This window comes from Kitasatospora sp. NPDC058492 (assembly GCF_042720685.1).
Classification (GTDB): domain Bacteria; phylum Actinomycetota; class Actinomycetes; order Streptomycetales; family Streptomycetaceae; genus Kitasatospora.
In genome coordinates, this window is record NZ_JBHXMU010000025.1 from 66088 (window position 1) to 80630 (window position 14543).

15 protein-coding genes are annotated in these 14543 nt (G+C 73.8%); 6 read left to right on the forward strand and 9 right to left on the reverse strand.

Translation table 11 applies throughout. The annotated features are described in order from the left end of the window. The first annotated feature begins 95 nt into the window (after positions 1–95). On the forward strand, positions 96–752 hold the full coding sequence (locus tag ACFWPI_RS18515; protein ID WP_107452848.1) for a PadR family transcriptional regulator: 657 nt from the start codon (positions 96–98) through the stop codon (positions 750–752). Positions 753–788: 36 nt separating this feature from the next. On the opposite strand, the gene ACFWPI_RS18520 is transcribed toward ACFWPI_RS18515, so the two are convergent. Continuing rightward, on the reverse strand, positions 789–986 hold the full coding sequence (locus ACFWPI_RS18520; RefSeq protein ID WP_063347364.1) for a hypothetical protein: 198 nt from the start codon (positions 984–986) through the stop codon (positions 789–791). A gap of 52 nt (positions 987–1038) precedes the next feature. Further along, positions 1039–1269: a hypothetical protein gene (locus ACFWPI_RS18525; protein WP_063347363.1), complete on the reverse strand. Its 231-nt coding sequence runs from the start codon at positions 1267–1269 to the stop codon at positions 1039–1041. A 423-nt stretch (positions 1270–1692) separates the two neighbouring features. Between ACFWPI_RS18525 and ACFWPI_RS18530 the strand changes: the two genes are divergently transcribed. Continuing rightward, complete coding sequence (locus ACFWPI_RS18530) at positions 1693–2394, forward strand: bifunctional DNA primase/polymerase (protein ID WP_063347362.1); 702 nt, start codon at positions 1693–1695, stop codon at positions 2392–2394. Positions 2395–2456: 62 nt separating this feature from the next. On the opposite strand, the gene map is transcribed toward ACFWPI_RS18530, so the two are convergent. After that, a complete protein-coding gene (gene map / locus ACFWPI_RS18535) occupies positions 2457–3302 on the reverse strand; it encodes a type I methionyl aminopeptidase (protein ID WP_380370577.1) in 846 nt (281 codons plus the stop codon). A 104-nt stretch (positions 3303–3406) separates the two neighbouring features. Between map and ACFWPI_RS18540 the strand changes: the two genes are divergently transcribed. Beyond that, positions 3407–3640, forward strand: a complete 234-nt coding sequence (locus ACFWPI_RS18540) for a hypothetical protein (protein WP_063347360.1) — start codon at positions 3407–3409, stop codon at positions 3638–3640. A gap of 57 nt (positions 3641–3697) precedes the next feature. On the opposite strand, the gene ACFWPI_RS18545 is transcribed toward ACFWPI_RS18540, so the two are convergent. Both ACFWPI_RS18545 and ACFWPI_RS18550 read right to left on the reverse strand, forming a co-directional pair. After that, the gene (locus ACFWPI_RS18545; RefSeq protein WP_380370581.1) at positions 3698–5083 is read right to left on the reverse strand and encodes an MFS transporter; all 1386 of its coding nucleotides are present in this window, start codon (positions 5081–5083) and stop codon (positions 3698–3700) included. A 132-nt stretch (positions 5084–5215) separates the two neighbouring features. After that, a complete protein-coding gene (locus ACFWPI_RS18550) occupies positions 5216–5821 on the reverse strand; it encodes a hypothetical protein (RefSeq protein WP_380370584.1) in 606 nt (201 codons plus the stop codon). A gap of 47 nt (positions 5822–5868) precedes the next feature. Between ACFWPI_RS18550 and npdG the strand changes: the two genes are divergently transcribed. Together npdG and ACFWPI_RS18560 are read left to right on the forward strand one after the other, a co-directional pair. Then, entirely contained in the window at positions 5869–6561 is a 693-nt protein-coding gene (gene npdG, locus ACFWPI_RS18555; protein ID WP_380370587.1) for an NADPH-dependent F420 reductase, read from the forward strand. Between the two features lie 189 nt (positions 6562–6750). Beyond that, on the forward strand, positions 6751–6948 hold the full coding sequence (locus ACFWPI_RS18560) for a hypothetical protein (RefSeq protein WP_063347357.1): 198 nt from the start codon (positions 6751–6753) through the stop codon (positions 6946–6948). A gap of 9 nt (positions 6949–6957) precedes the next feature. On the opposite strand, the gene ACFWPI_RS18565 is transcribed toward ACFWPI_RS18560, so the two are convergent. Further along, entirely contained in the window at positions 6958–7773 is an 816-nt protein-coding gene (locus tag ACFWPI_RS18565; RefSeq protein WP_063347356.1) for a site-2 protease family protein, read from the reverse strand. A gap of 181 nt (positions 7774–7954) precedes the next feature. Between ACFWPI_RS18565 and ACFWPI_RS18570 the strand changes: the two genes are divergently transcribed. Continuing rightward, positions 7955–11341 carry a BTAD domain-containing putative transcriptional regulator gene (locus ACFWPI_RS18570; protein WP_380370591.1) on the forward strand — a complete coding sequence of 1129 codons (3387 nt, stop codon included), beginning with the start codon at positions 7955–7957 and terminating at the stop codon, positions 11339–11341. Positions 11342–11449: 108 nt separating this feature from the next. On the opposite strand, the gene ACFWPI_RS18575 is transcribed toward ACFWPI_RS18570, so the two are convergent. The 3 genes from ACFWPI_RS18575 to panB all read right to left on the reverse strand — a co-directional run bounded on the left by ACFWPI_RS18575 (position 11450) and on the right by panB (position 14296). Then, a complete protein-coding gene (locus ACFWPI_RS18575) occupies positions 11450–12262 on the reverse strand; it encodes an ABC transporter permease (RefSeq protein ID WP_363372188.1) in 813 nt (270 codons plus the stop codon). Beyond that, complete coding sequence (locus ACFWPI_RS18580) at positions 12259–13281, reverse strand: ATP-binding cassette domain-containing protein (protein WP_063347353.1); 1023 nt, start codon at positions 13279–13281, stop codon at positions 12259–12261. The genes ACFWPI_RS18575 and ACFWPI_RS18580 overlap by 4 nt, the downstream gene beginning before the upstream one ends. A 145-nt stretch (positions 13282–13426) precedes the next feature. Next, positions 13427–14296 (reverse strand): 3-methyl-2-oxobutanoate hydroxymethyltransferase, encoded by an 870-nt coding sequence (panB, locus tag ACFWPI_RS18585; protein WP_063347352.1) that lies wholly within the window; start codon positions 14294–14296, stop codon positions 13427–13429. Positions 14297–14543: the final 247 nt, after the last annotated feature.

Below are 14543 nucleotides of genomic sequence, written 5' to 3' on the forward strand. Positions count from 1 at the left end.
CCGATATATCGTCGAGCTATCGAGACAGTAACTCGACTGGCTCGGTGAACGAGGAGGTGAGCGCCATGCGCTCAGGAAACCGAGGAAATCCGGGAATGCGGTTCAGCGGCGAGGGTCCGCGCGGTGGCTGGCGCCGCGGGCCGGGGCCGGACTTCGAAGGGCGGGAGTTCGAGGGCCGGGAGGCCTTCGGCGGCTTCGGCCCGCCGCCGTTCGGCGGCGGTGGCCCAGGGCGGCCGATGGGCGGTCCGTTCGGGCACGGCTTCGGCGGGCACGGCGGGCGCCGCGGCGGTCCGCACGGGCGGCGCGGCGGCCGGGCGCGGCGCGGGGACGTCAGGGCCTCGCTGCTGGCGCTGCTCAAGGAGCGGCCGATGCACGGCTACGAGATGATCGCCGAGATCTCCGAGCGGACGGGTGGGGCCTGGCGGCCGAGCCCGGGCTCGATCTACCCCAACCTCCAACTGCTGGAGGAGGAGGGCCTGATCACCGCGGAGGAGGTCGGCGGCAAGCGGCTGGTGTCGCTCACCGAGGCGGGCCGGGCCGAGGCCGAGGCGGGGCCCGCCGAGCCGTGGGCGGAGGCCGGCCGGGAGGTCGACTGGGAGGCCGTCCAGGAGGTCGGCCAGGCGCTGGCCGCGGTCGACCAGGCGATCCGCCAGGTGATGGCGACGGGCACCGAGGCGCAGCGCGCCAAGGGCCTGGCGGTGCTCACCGAGGCGCGCAAGAAGCTCTACCTGATCCTCGCCGAGGAGGACTGACCGGCGTGGGGGGCTGGGCACAGGCGGTGCGGCTGCTCAGGGGTGGACCGTGAACAGGGCCACGCAGGCGAGCAGCAGCACCGCCCAGCCGAACCAGAGCCAGCCGTTCGGGCCGATCACCACGGTGTAGACGCACACCGCCACCAGCAGCGCCCCGGTGACGCCGGCGACCTGCCGGTTGTGGTGCGCGACCGCCTGGGGGCGGCTGCGGGGGTGCCGTGCCGTTCTCGCCATGCCGTCCTCCCGGGGAGGCTGGGGGCGGCGGCCGGCGCGGGCGGTGCGGCCGTCAGCCGGACGCGCGGGCGGTGGCCGCCTCGTCGAACTCGTAGCGCCAGTGCCAGCTGATGCCCCGCACCTGCTTGGACCGGACGTACACCAGTGTGCGCGCGGGGGAGTCGCCGTGCGCGGGGACCGGCACCTTGTAGGTCTTCGGCACGCCGAACATCGGCCCCAGCGGGATGGGGAGGATGCGGCCGTCCAGGGGGCCGCCGACGAATTCGGTGTCCGCGCTCTTCACCCCACCAGGGTCTCACCTCCGCACGGGTGACCGGCGCACACGCCCGGGCCCGTCCGGCGGATCCTGCCGGGTGCGGGGAGTGTGACCGGAGAGGCACCGCCCCCGGTCATCCGGAGGCCCCGCGCACCCTTATCCTTCCTGTTACGCCCCCGGGGTTCACCCGGGTCAGCGGGCCCCGTACGGGCCGGGCGGGGCGCGGATCCGCGCGCCCTCCGGCCGACCTGGCGCGGACAGCGTGCTGCCGCGACTGCGTACCGTGACCCGGGCGTCGGCCCTCCGGTGACCCCGGTTCCCGGTCGGCAGGGCGTGGACAGCAGGGCCGAGCACCGCCCCGGGAAGCAGCGGGGGGCGCTGTGCGTTGCGTCGGAGTGGTACGTCGAACGCTGTGCCGCACCAGGTACGGCAGTGCGCGGAAGGGGCCCGATGGAAGCCGGCGGCAGGTGGACGACCTGGTGGCAGAAGCGTGAGCGTCAGCGGGCCCGGTCGGGTGACGTGGACGGCCCCGCCGCCCGACTCGATCAGCTGCTCGGCGCGGTGCGCGCCGGATTCCCGCTCGCGCCGGCCGCGCATCCGGCCGGCTACCGCTGTTCCTGCGACCGGGTGGCCTGTCCGGCCCCCGCCCAGCACCCGGTCTCCTTCGCCTGGCAGACCCAGGCCACCACCGATCCCGAGCAGCTCGCCCGCTGGCTCGCCCGCGATCCGCAGACCAACTTCATCACCGCCACCGGGCGCGCCCACGACGTGCTGGACGTCCCGGTCGAGGCCGGCCGGCTGGCCCTGGAACGGCTGACCGAGCGGGGCGTCGAGGGCCCGGTCGCCGCCGTCGGCGAGGACCGCTACCTGTTCTTCACCGCCACCCGGGGCACCCCGCAGGACGAGGACGAGTGGTGGCCGAGCGTCCTCGACTCCACCCCGGACACCATGTCCGAGCACCCCGGCCTGCGCTGGCACTGCCGCGGCTCGTACACCCTGCTGCCGCCGGCCGCGCTGCCGGACGGCTCGCAGGTGCGGTGGCTGCGCGGGCCCGAGCAGCCGCTGCCGGACCCGCTGCGCGTCCTGGACGTGCTCACCGACGCCTGCACCGAGGTGGGCGCCGTCGCCGAGGAGCAGTGGCTCATCGGCTGAACCGGCGCCCCACGGCTCGGCGGCTCGGCGGTTTCCAGGGGCCGCCCGGCGCCCGGCCGGGGTCACGGCAGGGTGAGGACCTCCGCGCCGTCCGCCGTGACCACCAGGGTGTGCTCGAACTGGGCGGTGCGCTTGCGGTCCTTGGTGACGACCGTCCAGCCGTCCGGCCAGATCTCGTAGTCGTAGGTGCCCAGGGTGAGCATCGGCTCGATGGTGAAGGTCATCCCCGGCTTGATCACCTCGGTGGCCCGCTCGCTGTCGTAGTGCGGGATGATCAGGCCGGAGTGGAACGACGTGTTGATGCCGTGCCCGGTGAAGTCCCGCACCACGCCGTAGTCGAAGCGCTTGGCGTAGGACTCGATGACCCGCCCGATCACGTTGATCTGACGGCCGGGCTTGACGGCCTTGATCGCCCGGTCGAGGGATTCGCGGGTCCGCTCGACCAGCAGCCGGGACTCCTCGTCGACGTCGCCGACCAGGTAGGTGGCGTTGAGGTCGCCGTGCACCCCGTGGATGTACGCGGTGGCGTCGATGTTGACGATGTCGCCGTCCTGGAGCACGGTCGAGTCCGGGATGCCGTGGCAGATCACCTCGTTGATCGAGGTGCAGACCGACTTGGGGAAGCCGCGGTAGCCGAGGTCGGACGGGTACGCGTCGTGGTCGCACATGTAGGTGTGGGCGACGGCGTCCAGCGCGTCGGTGGTGACGCCGGGGGCGATCAGCTTGGCGGCCTCCGCCATCGCCTGGGCGGCGATCCGGCTCGCGATCCGCATCTTCTCGATCGTCTCGGCGGTCTGCACCTCGGGCCCGGTGTACGGCGTCGGGGCGGGCCGCCCGACGTACTCGGGGCGCGCGATGTGCGCCGGGACCTTGCGGGTGGGGGACTGGATGCCGGGTACGAGAGCCATGGCCGCGAGTCTAACGGCCGCCCCCGGCGCGCCCGGGCGGTGTGCGCGGAGGCCCCGGCCGGGGAATGATCGGTACGACCCCATCGCGTCGACGGGAGGGCACCATGCCCCTGGGATTCCACCGCAAGCCGACCGGAAAGCCCGGCGAGTGGTTCTACTGCATCAAGCACGGCAAGGTCGAGGAGGGGCCGGAGTGCCCCGCCAAGGACCGCCTCGGCCCGTACGACAGCCCGGAGGAGGCCGCGCACGCCCTGCAACTCGCCGACGAGCGCAACCGGGAGTGGCGGCAGGGGGACGAGCGCTGGAACGACACGCCGAAGGACGGCGGCGGCGAGTAGCGGCCGGGGCGGCGTCCGGCTTTCTGCTGTCAAGCCGGCGCCGTCAGCAAGTCGGCGTCAGTCCGTCGCCGCGGCGGCCTCCCGCTCGCCTTGCTGCCCCCGCTCGCGCTGCTGTTCCCGCTCGCGCTCCGCGCGCTCGTGCCCGGCGCGGACGGCGGCGGTGTGCGGGTCGGTGCGGTCGTCGTAGGCGAGCAGCTTGGGCAGCGCGGCGGCCACCACGAGGACGGCGGCGACGCAGATCAGACCGCCGCTCCAGACGGCGGCGCGGACGCCGACCAGCCCGGCCATGGTGCCGGCCCGGACCTGGCCGAGCTGGGGGCCGACGGAGTAGCTGAGCAGTTCGACGCCGGCCATCCGGCCGCGCACCTCGTCCGGGATGGACTGGTTCCACATGGTCGAGCGGGCCAGCCCGCTGATCTCGTCGGCGCCGCCGGCCAGCGCCAGGCCGAGCAGCACCAGCCAGATGCTCCCGGACAGGCCGGCCAGGGCCATGGCCGCACCCCAGCCGACGGCGGCGACCACCAGCAGTCGGCCGTGCCGGTGGATCCGGGACGTCCAGCCGCTGGTCGCCCCGACCAGCAGGGCGCCGGCCGCGGAGGCCGCGTACATCGGGCCGAGCGCCCAGTCCGCGCCCAACTCGGAGGCCAGGAAGGGGAAGACGGCCACCGGGAAGGCGAACAGCATCGCGCAGAGGTCGATCGTGTAGGTGCCGAGCAGGTCCTTGCGGCTCCACGCGTACCGGATGCCGGTGAGCACCGCCCGCACCGACGGCCGCTCGGCGCCGGTGGCCGGCGGCACCGCCCGGATCCGGACGAGCAGCAGCAGCGAGGCGGCGAAGGTGAGCACGTCCAGCGCGTACGCCGTCCCCACCCCGGAGAACGCCACCACGACGCCGGCCAGCGCCGGCCCGGCCACCGAAGCGGCGTTGCGGTACAGGGAGTTGAGGGCGAACGCGGCGGTCAGGTGCTGGTGCGGGACGATCCGCGGGGTGAGCGAGTCCAGGGCCGGGCGCTGCAACCCGTCGCAGGCCGCGACCAGCGCGGCGACCAGGTAGATCGGCCAGAGCAGCGGGGACGGCAGCAGCGCGTTGAGCAGCAGCAGGCCGGCGAGCAGGCCCAGCCCGGCCTCGGCGCGCAGCACCAGCTTCCGGCGGTCCAGGGCGTCGGCGAGGGCGCCGCCCCACAGGCCGAAGACGATCAGCGGGACGAGCTCGAAGGCGCCGATCAGGCCGACCGCGAAGGAGGAACCGGTCAGTTCCTTGATCTGCATCGGTACGGCGACGTAGGTCAGGTAGCTGCCGAAGCTGGTGACGCAGCCGGAGAGCCAGAGGAAGCGGAAGTCGCGGGAGGCGCGCCAGGGCGAGAGGTCGGGCGCGAGCGAGCGCAGCAGCGTGCGAGACCGTCCGGAGGTGCCGGGGGGATGCGGGGGTTCGTCGTCGTTCACGAACCAGCATCCTCGAACGCGGGCCGCCGGGTTCGCAAAGGGTTTTTCAGCCCGGCACACGGCCGTCACGGTCGGCGTCCGGCCGTCACGGCCGGGCCGGGGTGGGCCGGGGTGGGCCGGGCCCGGCCCGGGCTACCAGCGGCTGATCGCGGGCGGTACGGTCAGCCGGCCGGCGAGTTCGGCGAGCCGGTCCAGCGCGGTGCGGCGGCCCGGGGGCCGCCCGGCGGCGGCGCTGACCAGGTGCTGGGCGAGGTCGAAGGGCTCCTCGTCGGCGGTGCCGACGGCGAGCCGCTCGTGCGCGAGCCCGCCGAGGTCGCCCGGCTCGGCGGGGGCGGCGCCGTCCAGTGCGAGCACGGTCGCGCCGTGCCGGCGGGCGTCCTGCACCCGTTCCAGCAGTGTCGGGCCGGCCGCCTCCGGCGCCACCACCAGGACGGTGGCGCCGCGCCCGGCCGCGGTGAGCCGGCGCAGGCCGTGCGCGAGGTGCGTCGGGGCGCCGGCCGGCGGAGCGTGCCGCAGCAGGGTGGGCACCAGTCGGGGGACGGCCGACCAGGCGGCCTCGTCCGCCAGGTGCGCGGCCAGATGCCAGGGCTCGTACGCCTCGGTGCCGACCAGCAGCAGCTCGCCGGCCCCGCGCCGCGACACCGAGCGCCGCAGCGACCCGGCGAAGCCGCCGACCGCCTCCAGCCAGCCGGTGCCCGCCAGGTGCTGCCGGAGTGCCGAAACTCTCACCGCGTCCATGCGGCCCACAATGTCGCGTCCGGCCGGGGGTTTGACAGGATCGGCCCATGACTTCCCTCGATTCAGCGACAAACCCGGCCCACGAACTGCCGGACGTCTCACAGCTGGTGATCGGTGTCCTCGGCGGCACCGGCGACCAGGGGCGCGGCCTGGCCCTGCGACTGGCCAAGTCCGGCCAGCAGGTGATCATCGGCTCGCGCGACGCGGCCCGGGCCGAGGCCTCCGCCGCCGAACTGGGCCGCGGCGTGCGTGGCGCCGACAACGCCACCGCCGCCCGGGAGAGCGACGTGGTGATCGTCGCGGTGCCCTGGGACGGGCACGCCGCGACCCTGACCGCGCTGCGCGAGGAACTGGCCGGCAAGATCGTGGTCGACTGCGTCAACCCGCTCGGCTTCGACAAGCAGGGCGCGTACGCGCTGAAGCCGGAGGAGGGCAGCGCCGCCCAGCAGGCCGCCGCGCTGCTGCCGGACTCCCGGGTCACCGCCGCCTTCCACCACCTCTCGGCGGTGCTGCTCCAGGACGAGTCGGTGGAGCAGATCGACACCGACGTCATGGTGCTCGGCGAGGAGCGGGCCGCCACCGACATCGTGCAGGCGCTGGCCGGCCGGATCCCCGGCATGCGGGGGATCTTCGCGGGCCGACTGCGCAACGCGCACCAGGTGGAGTCGCTGGTGGCCAACCTGATCTCGGTCAACCGCCGCTACAAGGCCCACGCGGGCCTGCGGGTGACGGACGTCTGAGACCGGACCGTCTGAGATCGGACGGTCCGGGAGCGAACGGTCTGGGACCGGACCGTTCGGGACAGTCCGCTCCGAGATCCGGTCGAGCCGTGTCGGCCTCACCCCTGGACCAGTTCCGGAGGTGAGGTCGGCGACAATGGGTGCGGCCGTAATCCGGCCGACCGCACCCGGCCCTAGGAGCCTCCCGCCATGCCCCGCACGTCCCTCTTCGCCCTGATCGTCGTCGTCCTCGCGCTGGCGGCCGCCGTGGTCTCGCTGACCCAGGGCTTCTGGCTGGGCCTGATCTGGCTCCCGATGGCCGGTGTGGCGAGCAACGTGCTCTGGATGAACCGCCGCCGCGCGAAGATCGCCGAGGCCACGGCCGCCGCGGCAGCCGAGCAGGGCTAGCCGAGCTGGCTAGTTCTTCCAGAAGCTGAACAGGTACCGGCCGAGCGTCGCGTAGTCCTGGTCCACGCCGAACAGGCTCATCAGGTCGTGGATGACCCCGAAGAAGAACGAGTTCACCTCGGGCTGCCACAGCAGCGCGAACACGGCCAGCAGCCCGTACGGCGCGAACGGCTCGACCGCGCGCCGGGTCTTGTAGGACAGCCAGGGCTCGACGATCCCGTAGCCGTCCAGGCCGGGCACCGGCAGCAGGTTCAGCAGGGCGGCGCTGAGCTGGAGCAGGCCGAGGAAGCCGAGCGCGGCCGCGAACGGCGAGACGTTCAGCTCGTAGCCGTTCCAGACCGCGTGCACCGTCGGGTCGTCCAGCCAGCCGGCGCCGATCGGGACCAGCAGCAGGGCCGCGCACACCACGTTCACCAGCGGCCCGGCCGCCGAGATCAGGCTGTGCTTGAGCCGGCCCTGGATCCGGTCCCGCTCGATCCAGACCGAGCCGCCGGGCAGGCCGATGCCGCCCATGATCACGAACACGATCGGCAGCACGAAGCTGAGCAGCACGTTGGTGTACTTCAGCGGGTTGAGCGTGAGGTAGCCCTTGGCGCCGACGCTGATGTCGCCGCCGTGCAGCGCGGTGCGCGCGTGCGCGTACTCGTGCAGGCACAGCGAGACCATCCAGCCCGCCACCACGAACAGGAACACCCCGAACGAGGCGTTCCCGTAGCCCGAGTACACCGCCCAGCCGGAGGTGGCGAGGACGGCGAGGAGCACCCAGAACACCGGGCTGATCCGGCGGTCCTCGCTGCGTGAGCGCTGCGTGGCGGCGAAGGTCATGGTGTGGGTGCTCCGGGTGTCCGAGGAAAAGCGGGCAGGGGATCGATCATGCCGGGCGGGCCGGTGACCGGACAAGCCGTCCCGGGTGAACGTCCGAGGGCCCCGTCCGGGTTCCGCCGCCGGTGAGGGGCCCCTGGACAATTGTGCGCCCCGAGCGCCGCCCATCGACCAGAATGGACCGGTGTACTACGGCATCCTCGGGACCACGACGGCCCACCACGACGACGGCACCCCGGTGCCGCTAGGCGGCGCCCGGCTGCGGGCACTGCTCACCGCGCTCGCCCTCCGGCAGGGCCGCCCGGTGCCCGCCGACCTGCTGGTGGACGAGGTGTGGGAGGCCGAGCCGCCCCAGGACTCCTCCGCCGCGCTCCAGACCCTGGTCGGCCGGCTGCGCCGGACCGTCGGCCGGGACGAGATCGGCTCCGGCCCGGCCGGGTACTGGCTGACCGACCCGGCCACCGACCTCGCCGAGTTCCAGCGGCTCGGCGCCGAAGGCCGCCGCGCCCTCGACACCGGGGACCACGCGCTCGCCGCCGACCGGCTGCGCGCCGCCCTGGCGCTGTGGCGCGGCCCCGCCCTGGCCGACCTGCCGGACCGCAGCGGCCCGGCCGCCCGGCTGGAGACCCAGCGCGAGGAGGCCCGCCGCCACCGGATCACCGCCGAGCTAGGGCTCGGCCGGGCCGCCGAACTGGTCGCCGAGCTCACCGAGCTCTGCGAACGGCAGCCGCTGGACGAGCCGTTGCAGCAGCTGATGATCCGGGCGCTGCACGAGAGCGGCCGCACCGCCGAGGCGCTGCGCCACTACGAGCGGACCAGGCGCGCCCTCGCCGACGAGCTCGGCGTCGACCCGGGGCGCCAACTCCAGGCCCTGTACGCCACGTTGCTGACCCCGGCCGAGGTCGAACCGGCCCCCGCGCCGACCGCGCCCGCGACCGTGCCCGCGCCGGAGCCCATACCGGCCCCGCCGGCCGCCGAACGGTCCGGGGCGCTCCAGCCCCCGCGCGTCGGCGGAAACCTGCGCGGCCGGCTGACCAGCTTCGTCGGCCGCGAGGGCGATCTCGCCGCGCTGCGCGGAACGTTGACGAACAGTCGGCTGATCACCCTGACCGGCCCCGGCGGCTCCGGCAAGACCAGGCTCTCGATCGAGGCAGGCCGCGCCGAGCAGTCCGCCGGGCACTGGCCGGACGGCGTCTGGGTGGCCGAACTCGCCCCGCTGGAGAGCCCGGACGCGGTGCCCGCCGCCGTCGTCTCCGCGCTCGGCCTGCGCGAGATCGTGCTGCACAGCGGCGGCATGGTCGCCGAGGTGATCGAGAAGCGCGCCGAGGACCCGGTCCGCCGGCTGGTCGAGCACTGCGGCCACCGCCGGATGCTGCTCGTGCTGGACAACTGCGAGCACCTGATCCAGGCCGCCGCCGACCTCGCCGACGTCCTGCTCGCCGAGTGCCCCGAACTGACCGTGCTCGCCACCAGCCGGGAGCCGCTCGGCGTGCCCGGCGAGACCGTGCTGCCGGTCGAGCCGCTGCCCGACCCGGTGGCGCTGCGCCTGCTCACCGAGCGCGCCATCGCCGCCCGCCCCGGCTTCGACCCGGACACCGACCCGGCGGCCTGCGCCGAGATCTGCCGCCGCCTGGACGGCCTGCCGCTGGCCATCGAACTCGCCGCCGCCCGGCTGCGGGTGATGACGGCGCGCCAGATCGCCGACCGCCTGGACGGCCGGTTCGCCCTGCTCACCGCGGGCAGCCGCACCCTGCTGCCGCGCCAGCAGACCCTGCGCGCGGTGGTCGACTGGAGCTGGGACCTGCTGGGCAAGCGCGAACGGGCGGTGCTGCGCCGGCTCTCGGTGTTCGCCGGCGGCTGGCAGCTGGAGGACGCCGAGGCGATCTGCGCCGACGGCACCGAGGTGGTCGGCGGGGAGGTCGCCGACCTGCTGCTGTCGCTGGTCGACAAGTCCCTGCTGGTCGCCGACCTGGACGACGGCAGCCTGCCGCGCTACCGGATGCTGGAGACCATCCACGAGTACGCGACCGAGCGCCTCGCCGAGTCCGAGGAGGAGCGCGACGCGACCGGGGCCCGCCACCTGGCGCACTTCCGGAGCGTCGTCGCCACCGCCTTCCTGAACATGCACGGCCCCCAGCAGCTGCACTGGCTGACGGTGCTGGAGCGCGAGCTGGACAACGTCCGGGCCGCGCTGAGGCGCGCCATCGACCTCGCGGACGAGGAGCAGTCGCTGGTCCTCACCCTCGGCATGAGCTGGTACTGGTCGCTGCGCGGCTACAGCATGGAGGCCCGCGGCTGGTACGACGCCGTCGCGGCGCTCGGGCCGGATCCGTTCGGCCCGCAGCCGCCCGTACCGCTGGAGCGGGACGTGCTCTCCTACGGCCTGCCGATGCCCGAAGGGGTCGTCGAGGAGGCCCGCCGACTGCTCGCGATGTACCGGCTGATGGGCATGTTCGAGGGGAACCTGGACGTGCTCGGCAACCCGGTGGCGATCGCCGTCGCGGAGCAGCTGCTGGACGTCTACACCCCGGAGCTGCCGCAGGCCTACCGGTTCCCGGGCCTGATACGGGTGTTCGGGGCGTTCCTGGCCGGCCGGCTGGAGCTGATGAAGAGCCTGCTGGACGACGCCGTCCGCGGCTGCGAGGAGCACGGCGGGCCGAACGACCTCGCGTTCATCCTGCAGCTCCGGGCCAAGATGCTGAACGACTGGCCGGGCGGGGCCGACCAGGGAATCCTGGACGGCGCGCGCTCCCTGGAGCTGTACGAGCGGGCCGGCAACCTCTGGGGGGTCTCCCAGGCGCTGGCGGCCCAGGGCGAGTCGCTGGCCAACCGGGGCGATCCGGCGGCCGCCGCCGCAGCGTACGAGCGGGCGATCGAGCTGGCCGAGGAGCTGGGGACACCGCACGAGGTGCCGATGCTGCGGGTGAACCTCGGCTCCGCCCTGCTGGAGCAGGACATGGAGCACGGCGAGCGGATCATCCGGGAGGCGCTGGCCGGGCTGGACTCCCACAGCGCGGACCACTCCTCCACCGGCGCGCTGCTGTTCGGCGGCCTCACACTCTGCGGCGTCCACATGCTGCGAGGCGAGCACGAGCAGGCGCTGGCCGAGCTGGACCGGATGGAGGCGACCAGCGTCGGCAGCTTCGCCCCCGGGATCGTGACCGGGATGCTGACCACCACCCGGGGCTGGATCACCGCCCGGGCGGGCCGGCCGGACGAGGGGCTCGCGGCGCTGCGCGAGGGGCGGACGCTGCTCCGTCAGACGGCGAGCACCAGTGGCTTCGGCGAGCAGATGACGGTCATGGTGGTGCCCGCGGTGGTGGGCGTGCTGCGTTCCTTCGCCGAGCGCGACGGTGACCTGGAGCGGGCCCGGCAGGCCACCGTGCTGCACGGGGCGCACCACGTGCTGAACGGCCCGAAGGGCGGCTACCTGGACCGCGTCGAGCGCGGCCGGGCGGCGGCCTCCCTGCGGGCCCTGCTGGGCGACGCCGCGTTCGAGGCCGCCCACGCCGCCGGCGAGGGCCTGACCCCGGAACAGATCCGGGAGCGGATGTACGAGTGGATCGGCTGACCGGCGTCCGTCCCTGGTCACCGGTCAGCCGTTCCGTCGGCCGGCCCCGTCCCCTGGTGCCGGCCGGTCGCCCCCCGGCCCTCCCCCGCGGAGGGCCGGCGGCCGTTCTCAGGTCCGCTTGCGGAAGCGGGCGACGGCGAGCGGCGCGAAGATCGCGGTGGTGGCCACCGACCAGATCAGCACGACCATCACCGGGTGGGCCAGCGGCCCCTGGCCGTTGAGCAGGGAGCGGGAGGCGTCGGCGAGCGCCGACAGCGGGTTGACCTTGGTGAAGGCCTGGAGCCAGCCCGGCATGGTGTCGGTCGGCGCGAAGATCGAGCTGCCGAACTGCATCGGCATCAGGACCAGCATGGCCACGCCCTGGACGGCCTGGGCGCTGCGCAGCGCCATGCCCAGCAGCATCGAGACCCAGACGATCGACATGCCGAACACCAGCGACAGGCCGACCGCGGCCACGACCTCCAGCGGACCGGTCTTCACCTCGAAGCCGATGCACATCGCGAAGCCGATCAGGATCACGAAGGAGAGCAGCGCCCGGCAGGTCTCGGCGGCCATCTTGGAGAGCAGGACGGAGGCCCGGCCGATCGGCAGGGTCCGGAAGCGGTCCATCACGCCGGTCTGGAAGTCGCTGTTCAGGCCGGTGCCGACGGCCATCGCGAGGGTGAGGCCGGTCTGCCCGAGCAGGCCGGGGATCATGTACTGCTTGTAGGAGTCCTGGTTGCCGGAGACGGCGCCGCCGAAGACGTAGACGAACAGCACCGTGAAGATGACCGGCATCAGCACGGCGTCGAACATCGACTCCGGGTCGGCCTTGATCCGCATCAGGTTGCGCCGGGTCAGCGCGCCGACGTGGCGGAAGGTGCCGGACAGGCCGACCCGGGAGTCCTCCACCCGGGCGGGGGCGATGGTGGCGGTGGTCATGCGACGGGCTCCTTGGCGAGGCTGGGGACGGCGTCCGCGGTGTCGGCGGGCTTGCCGGTGATGGCGAGGAAGACCTCGTCGAGGCTGGGCACCTTGGTGTCGATGCCGGCTATCGCGAAGCCGCGGCCGCCGAGCACCCCGATGACGGTGGTCAGCTGCTCGTCGTCGGTGATCGGCACGGCGAGCAGGCCGGTGTCGGTGGAGACGGTGGCGCTGGTGATGCCGCGGTCGTGCAGGCAGCGGGCCATCTCGGGCAGCTCGGCCGGGTGGGCGGCGCGGATCTGGAGGGTCTGGCCGCCGACCTTGGCCTTGAGCTCGGCCACGCCGCCGTTGGCGATCACCCGGCCGCGGTCGATGACGGTCAGCTCGTCGGCGAGCTGCTCCGCCTCCTCCATGTACTGGGTGGTGAGCAGCACGGTGCTGCCCTCGGCGACCATCCGCTGGACCTCGTCCCAGACCTCGTTGCGGGTGCGCGGGTCCAGGCCGGTGGTGGGCTCGTCCAGGTAGAGCACCTTGGGGCGGCCGATCATGCTGGCGGCCAGGTCGAGGCGGCGGCGCATGCCGCCGGAGTAGGTCTTGGCGGTCCGCTTGGCGGCCTCGGTGAGCGAGAAGCGCTCCAGCAGTTCGGTGGCCCGGGCCTTGGCCTCGCGGCGGGGGAGGTCGAGCAGCCGGCCGATCAGGTAGAGGTTCTCGTACCCGGAGAGGAGTTCGTCGACGGAGGCGTACTGCCCGGTGAGGCCGATGGTGCGGCGCAGCTGCTTGGGCTGGCGCAGGACGTCGTAGCCGCCGACGAACGCGGTGCCGGCGTCGGGCTTGATCAGGGTGGAGAGGACCCGGACCAGGGTGGTCTTGCCGGCGCCGTTGGGGCCGAGCACGCCGAGCACGGTGCCCTCGCGGACGGTGAGGTCGACCCCGTCGAGGGCCTTGGTGGTGCCGTAGTGCTTGACGATGCCGCGGACTTCGACGGCGTTGCCCGCGGCGGTACCCCGGTCGTTCGGGGCGGTGGCGATTCGTGTCATGCCCCCAGGCTGTCCGGCCCTGCTGTCAGCGGGCTGTCATGAGGGGGGCGGGCCCGGCGCCGCGCTGTCAGACCGCTGTCACCGGGGGAGCGGGCACGGCAGCGGCCCCGCTCCCCGGGCGGGGGAGCGGGGCCGTCGGGGGCCGTCAGTGGAAGCTGTGCTCCGCCGCCGGGAAGGCGCCGCCGCGGACGTCCTCGGCGAACGCGCGGGCGGCGTCGCCGAGGACGGTCCGCAGGTCGGCGTACTGCTTGACGAACTTGGGCACCCGGCCCGCCGTCATGCCGGCCATGTCGGTCCAGACCAGGACCTGGGCGTCGGTGTCGGGCCCGCCGCCGATGCCGACGGTCGGGATGGTCAGCTGCTCGGTGACCTGGGCGGCCAGCTCGGCCGGCACCGCCTCCAGCACGACCGCGAAGGCGCCCGACTGCTGGACGGCCTTGGCGTCGCGCAGCAGCTGGTGCGCCGCCTCGTCGCCGCGGCCCTGCACGGGGTAGCCGCCGAAGGCGTGCACGGACTGCGGGGTGAGGCCGATGTGCGCCATCACCGGGACGCCGGCCTCGACCAGCAGCTCGATCGAGCGGGCGCTGCGCTCCCCGCCCTCCAGCTTGACCGCGCCGACCCCGGCCTCCTTCATCAGCCGGGCCGCGTTGCGCATGGCCTGCGCGGGGGACTCCTGGTAGGAGCCGAACGGCAGGTCGGCGACGATCATCGCGCGCTTGGTGCCGCGGACGACGGCGGCGGAGAGCATCACCATCTGATCCATGGTCACGGGCACGGTGGTCTCGTAGCCGAGGTGGCAGTTGCCGGCGGAGTCGCCGACCAGCAGGACGGGGATGCCGGCCTCGTCGAACACCCCGGCGGTGAGGGCGTCGTAGGCGGTGAGCATCGACCACTTCTCGCCGCGCTGCTTGGCGGTGGCGAGGTCGCGGACGGTGATGCGGCGGTTGGTGACCCCGCCGTAGAGGGTGGCGGTCGCCGCCTGGTTCTGGGCAGGCGAAGGCGAAGAAGCGTTCATCGAACGGACTCCTGAAGGGTTGTCGTCTCGTGGCGCCGTACGGCGTCCCCGGATCACCTCCATGCTTGCACGCCCCGGCGTGCGCGCAAAGGGGCGTGCAGGCGCGCGGGTGCGATCTGCGGCACACCGGCCGCCGGCCGGCGGGCTTTGCCGCGTTTTTACGAAACGGATTCGTCTCGTATCGAAATGGCCGCTACCCTGGTGCCGGGGGGTTACGAGACGACCATGGCTCGGAATTGCCCGCCAG

What these genes read in the sequence shown, in the direction of transcription:
- ACFWPI_RS18515 (WP_107452848.1), top strand. Translation starts at nt 96, where the DNA reads ATGCGGTTCAGCGGCGAGGGTCCGCGCGGTGGCTGGCGCCGCGGGCCG.
- ACFWPI_RS18520 (WP_063347364.1), bottom strand. Translation starts at nt 986, where the DNA reads ATGGCGAGAACGGCACGGCACCCCCGCAGCCGCCCCCAGGCGGTCGCG.
- ACFWPI_RS18530 (WP_063347362.1), top strand. Translation starts at nt 1,693, where the DNA reads ATGGAAGCCGGCGGCAGGTGGACGACCTGGTGGCAGAAGCGTGAGCGT.
- map (WP_380370577.1), bottom strand. Translation starts at nt 3,302, where the DNA reads ATGGCTCTCGTACCCGGCATCCAGTCCCCCACCCGCAAGGTCCCGGCG.
- ACFWPI_RS18540 (WP_063347360.1), top strand. Translation starts at nt 3,407, where the DNA reads ATGCCCCTGGGATTCCACCGCAAGCCGACCGGAAAGCCCGGCGAGTGG.
- ACFWPI_RS18550 (WP_380370584.1), bottom strand. Translation starts at nt 5,821, where the DNA reads ATGGACGCGGTGAGAGTTTCGGCACTCCGGCAGCACCTGGCGGGCACC.
- npdG (WP_380370587.1), top strand. Translation starts at nt 5,869, where the DNA reads ATGACTTCCCTCGATTCAGCGACAAACCCGGCCCACGAACTGCCGGAC.
- ACFWPI_RS18560 (WP_063347357.1), top strand. Translation starts at nt 6,751, where the DNA reads ATGCCCCGCACGTCCCTCTTCGCCCTGATCGTCGTCGTCCTCGCGCTG.
- ACFWPI_RS18565 (WP_063347356.1), bottom strand. Translation starts at nt 7,773, where the DNA reads ATGACCTTCGCCGCCACGCAGCGCTCACGCAGCGAGGACCGCCGGATC.
- ACFWPI_RS18575 (WP_363372188.1), bottom strand. Translation starts at nt 12,262, where the DNA reads ATGACCACCGCCACCATCGCCCCCGCCCGGGTGGAGGACTCCCGGGTC.
- ACFWPI_RS18580 (WP_063347353.1), bottom strand. Translation starts at nt 13,281, where the DNA reads ATGACACGAATCGCCACCGCCCCGAACGACCGGGGTACCGCCGCGGGC.
- panB (WP_063347352.1), bottom strand. Translation starts at nt 14,296, where the DNA reads ATGAACGCTTCTTCGCCTTCGCCTGCCCAGAACCAGGCGGCGACCGCC.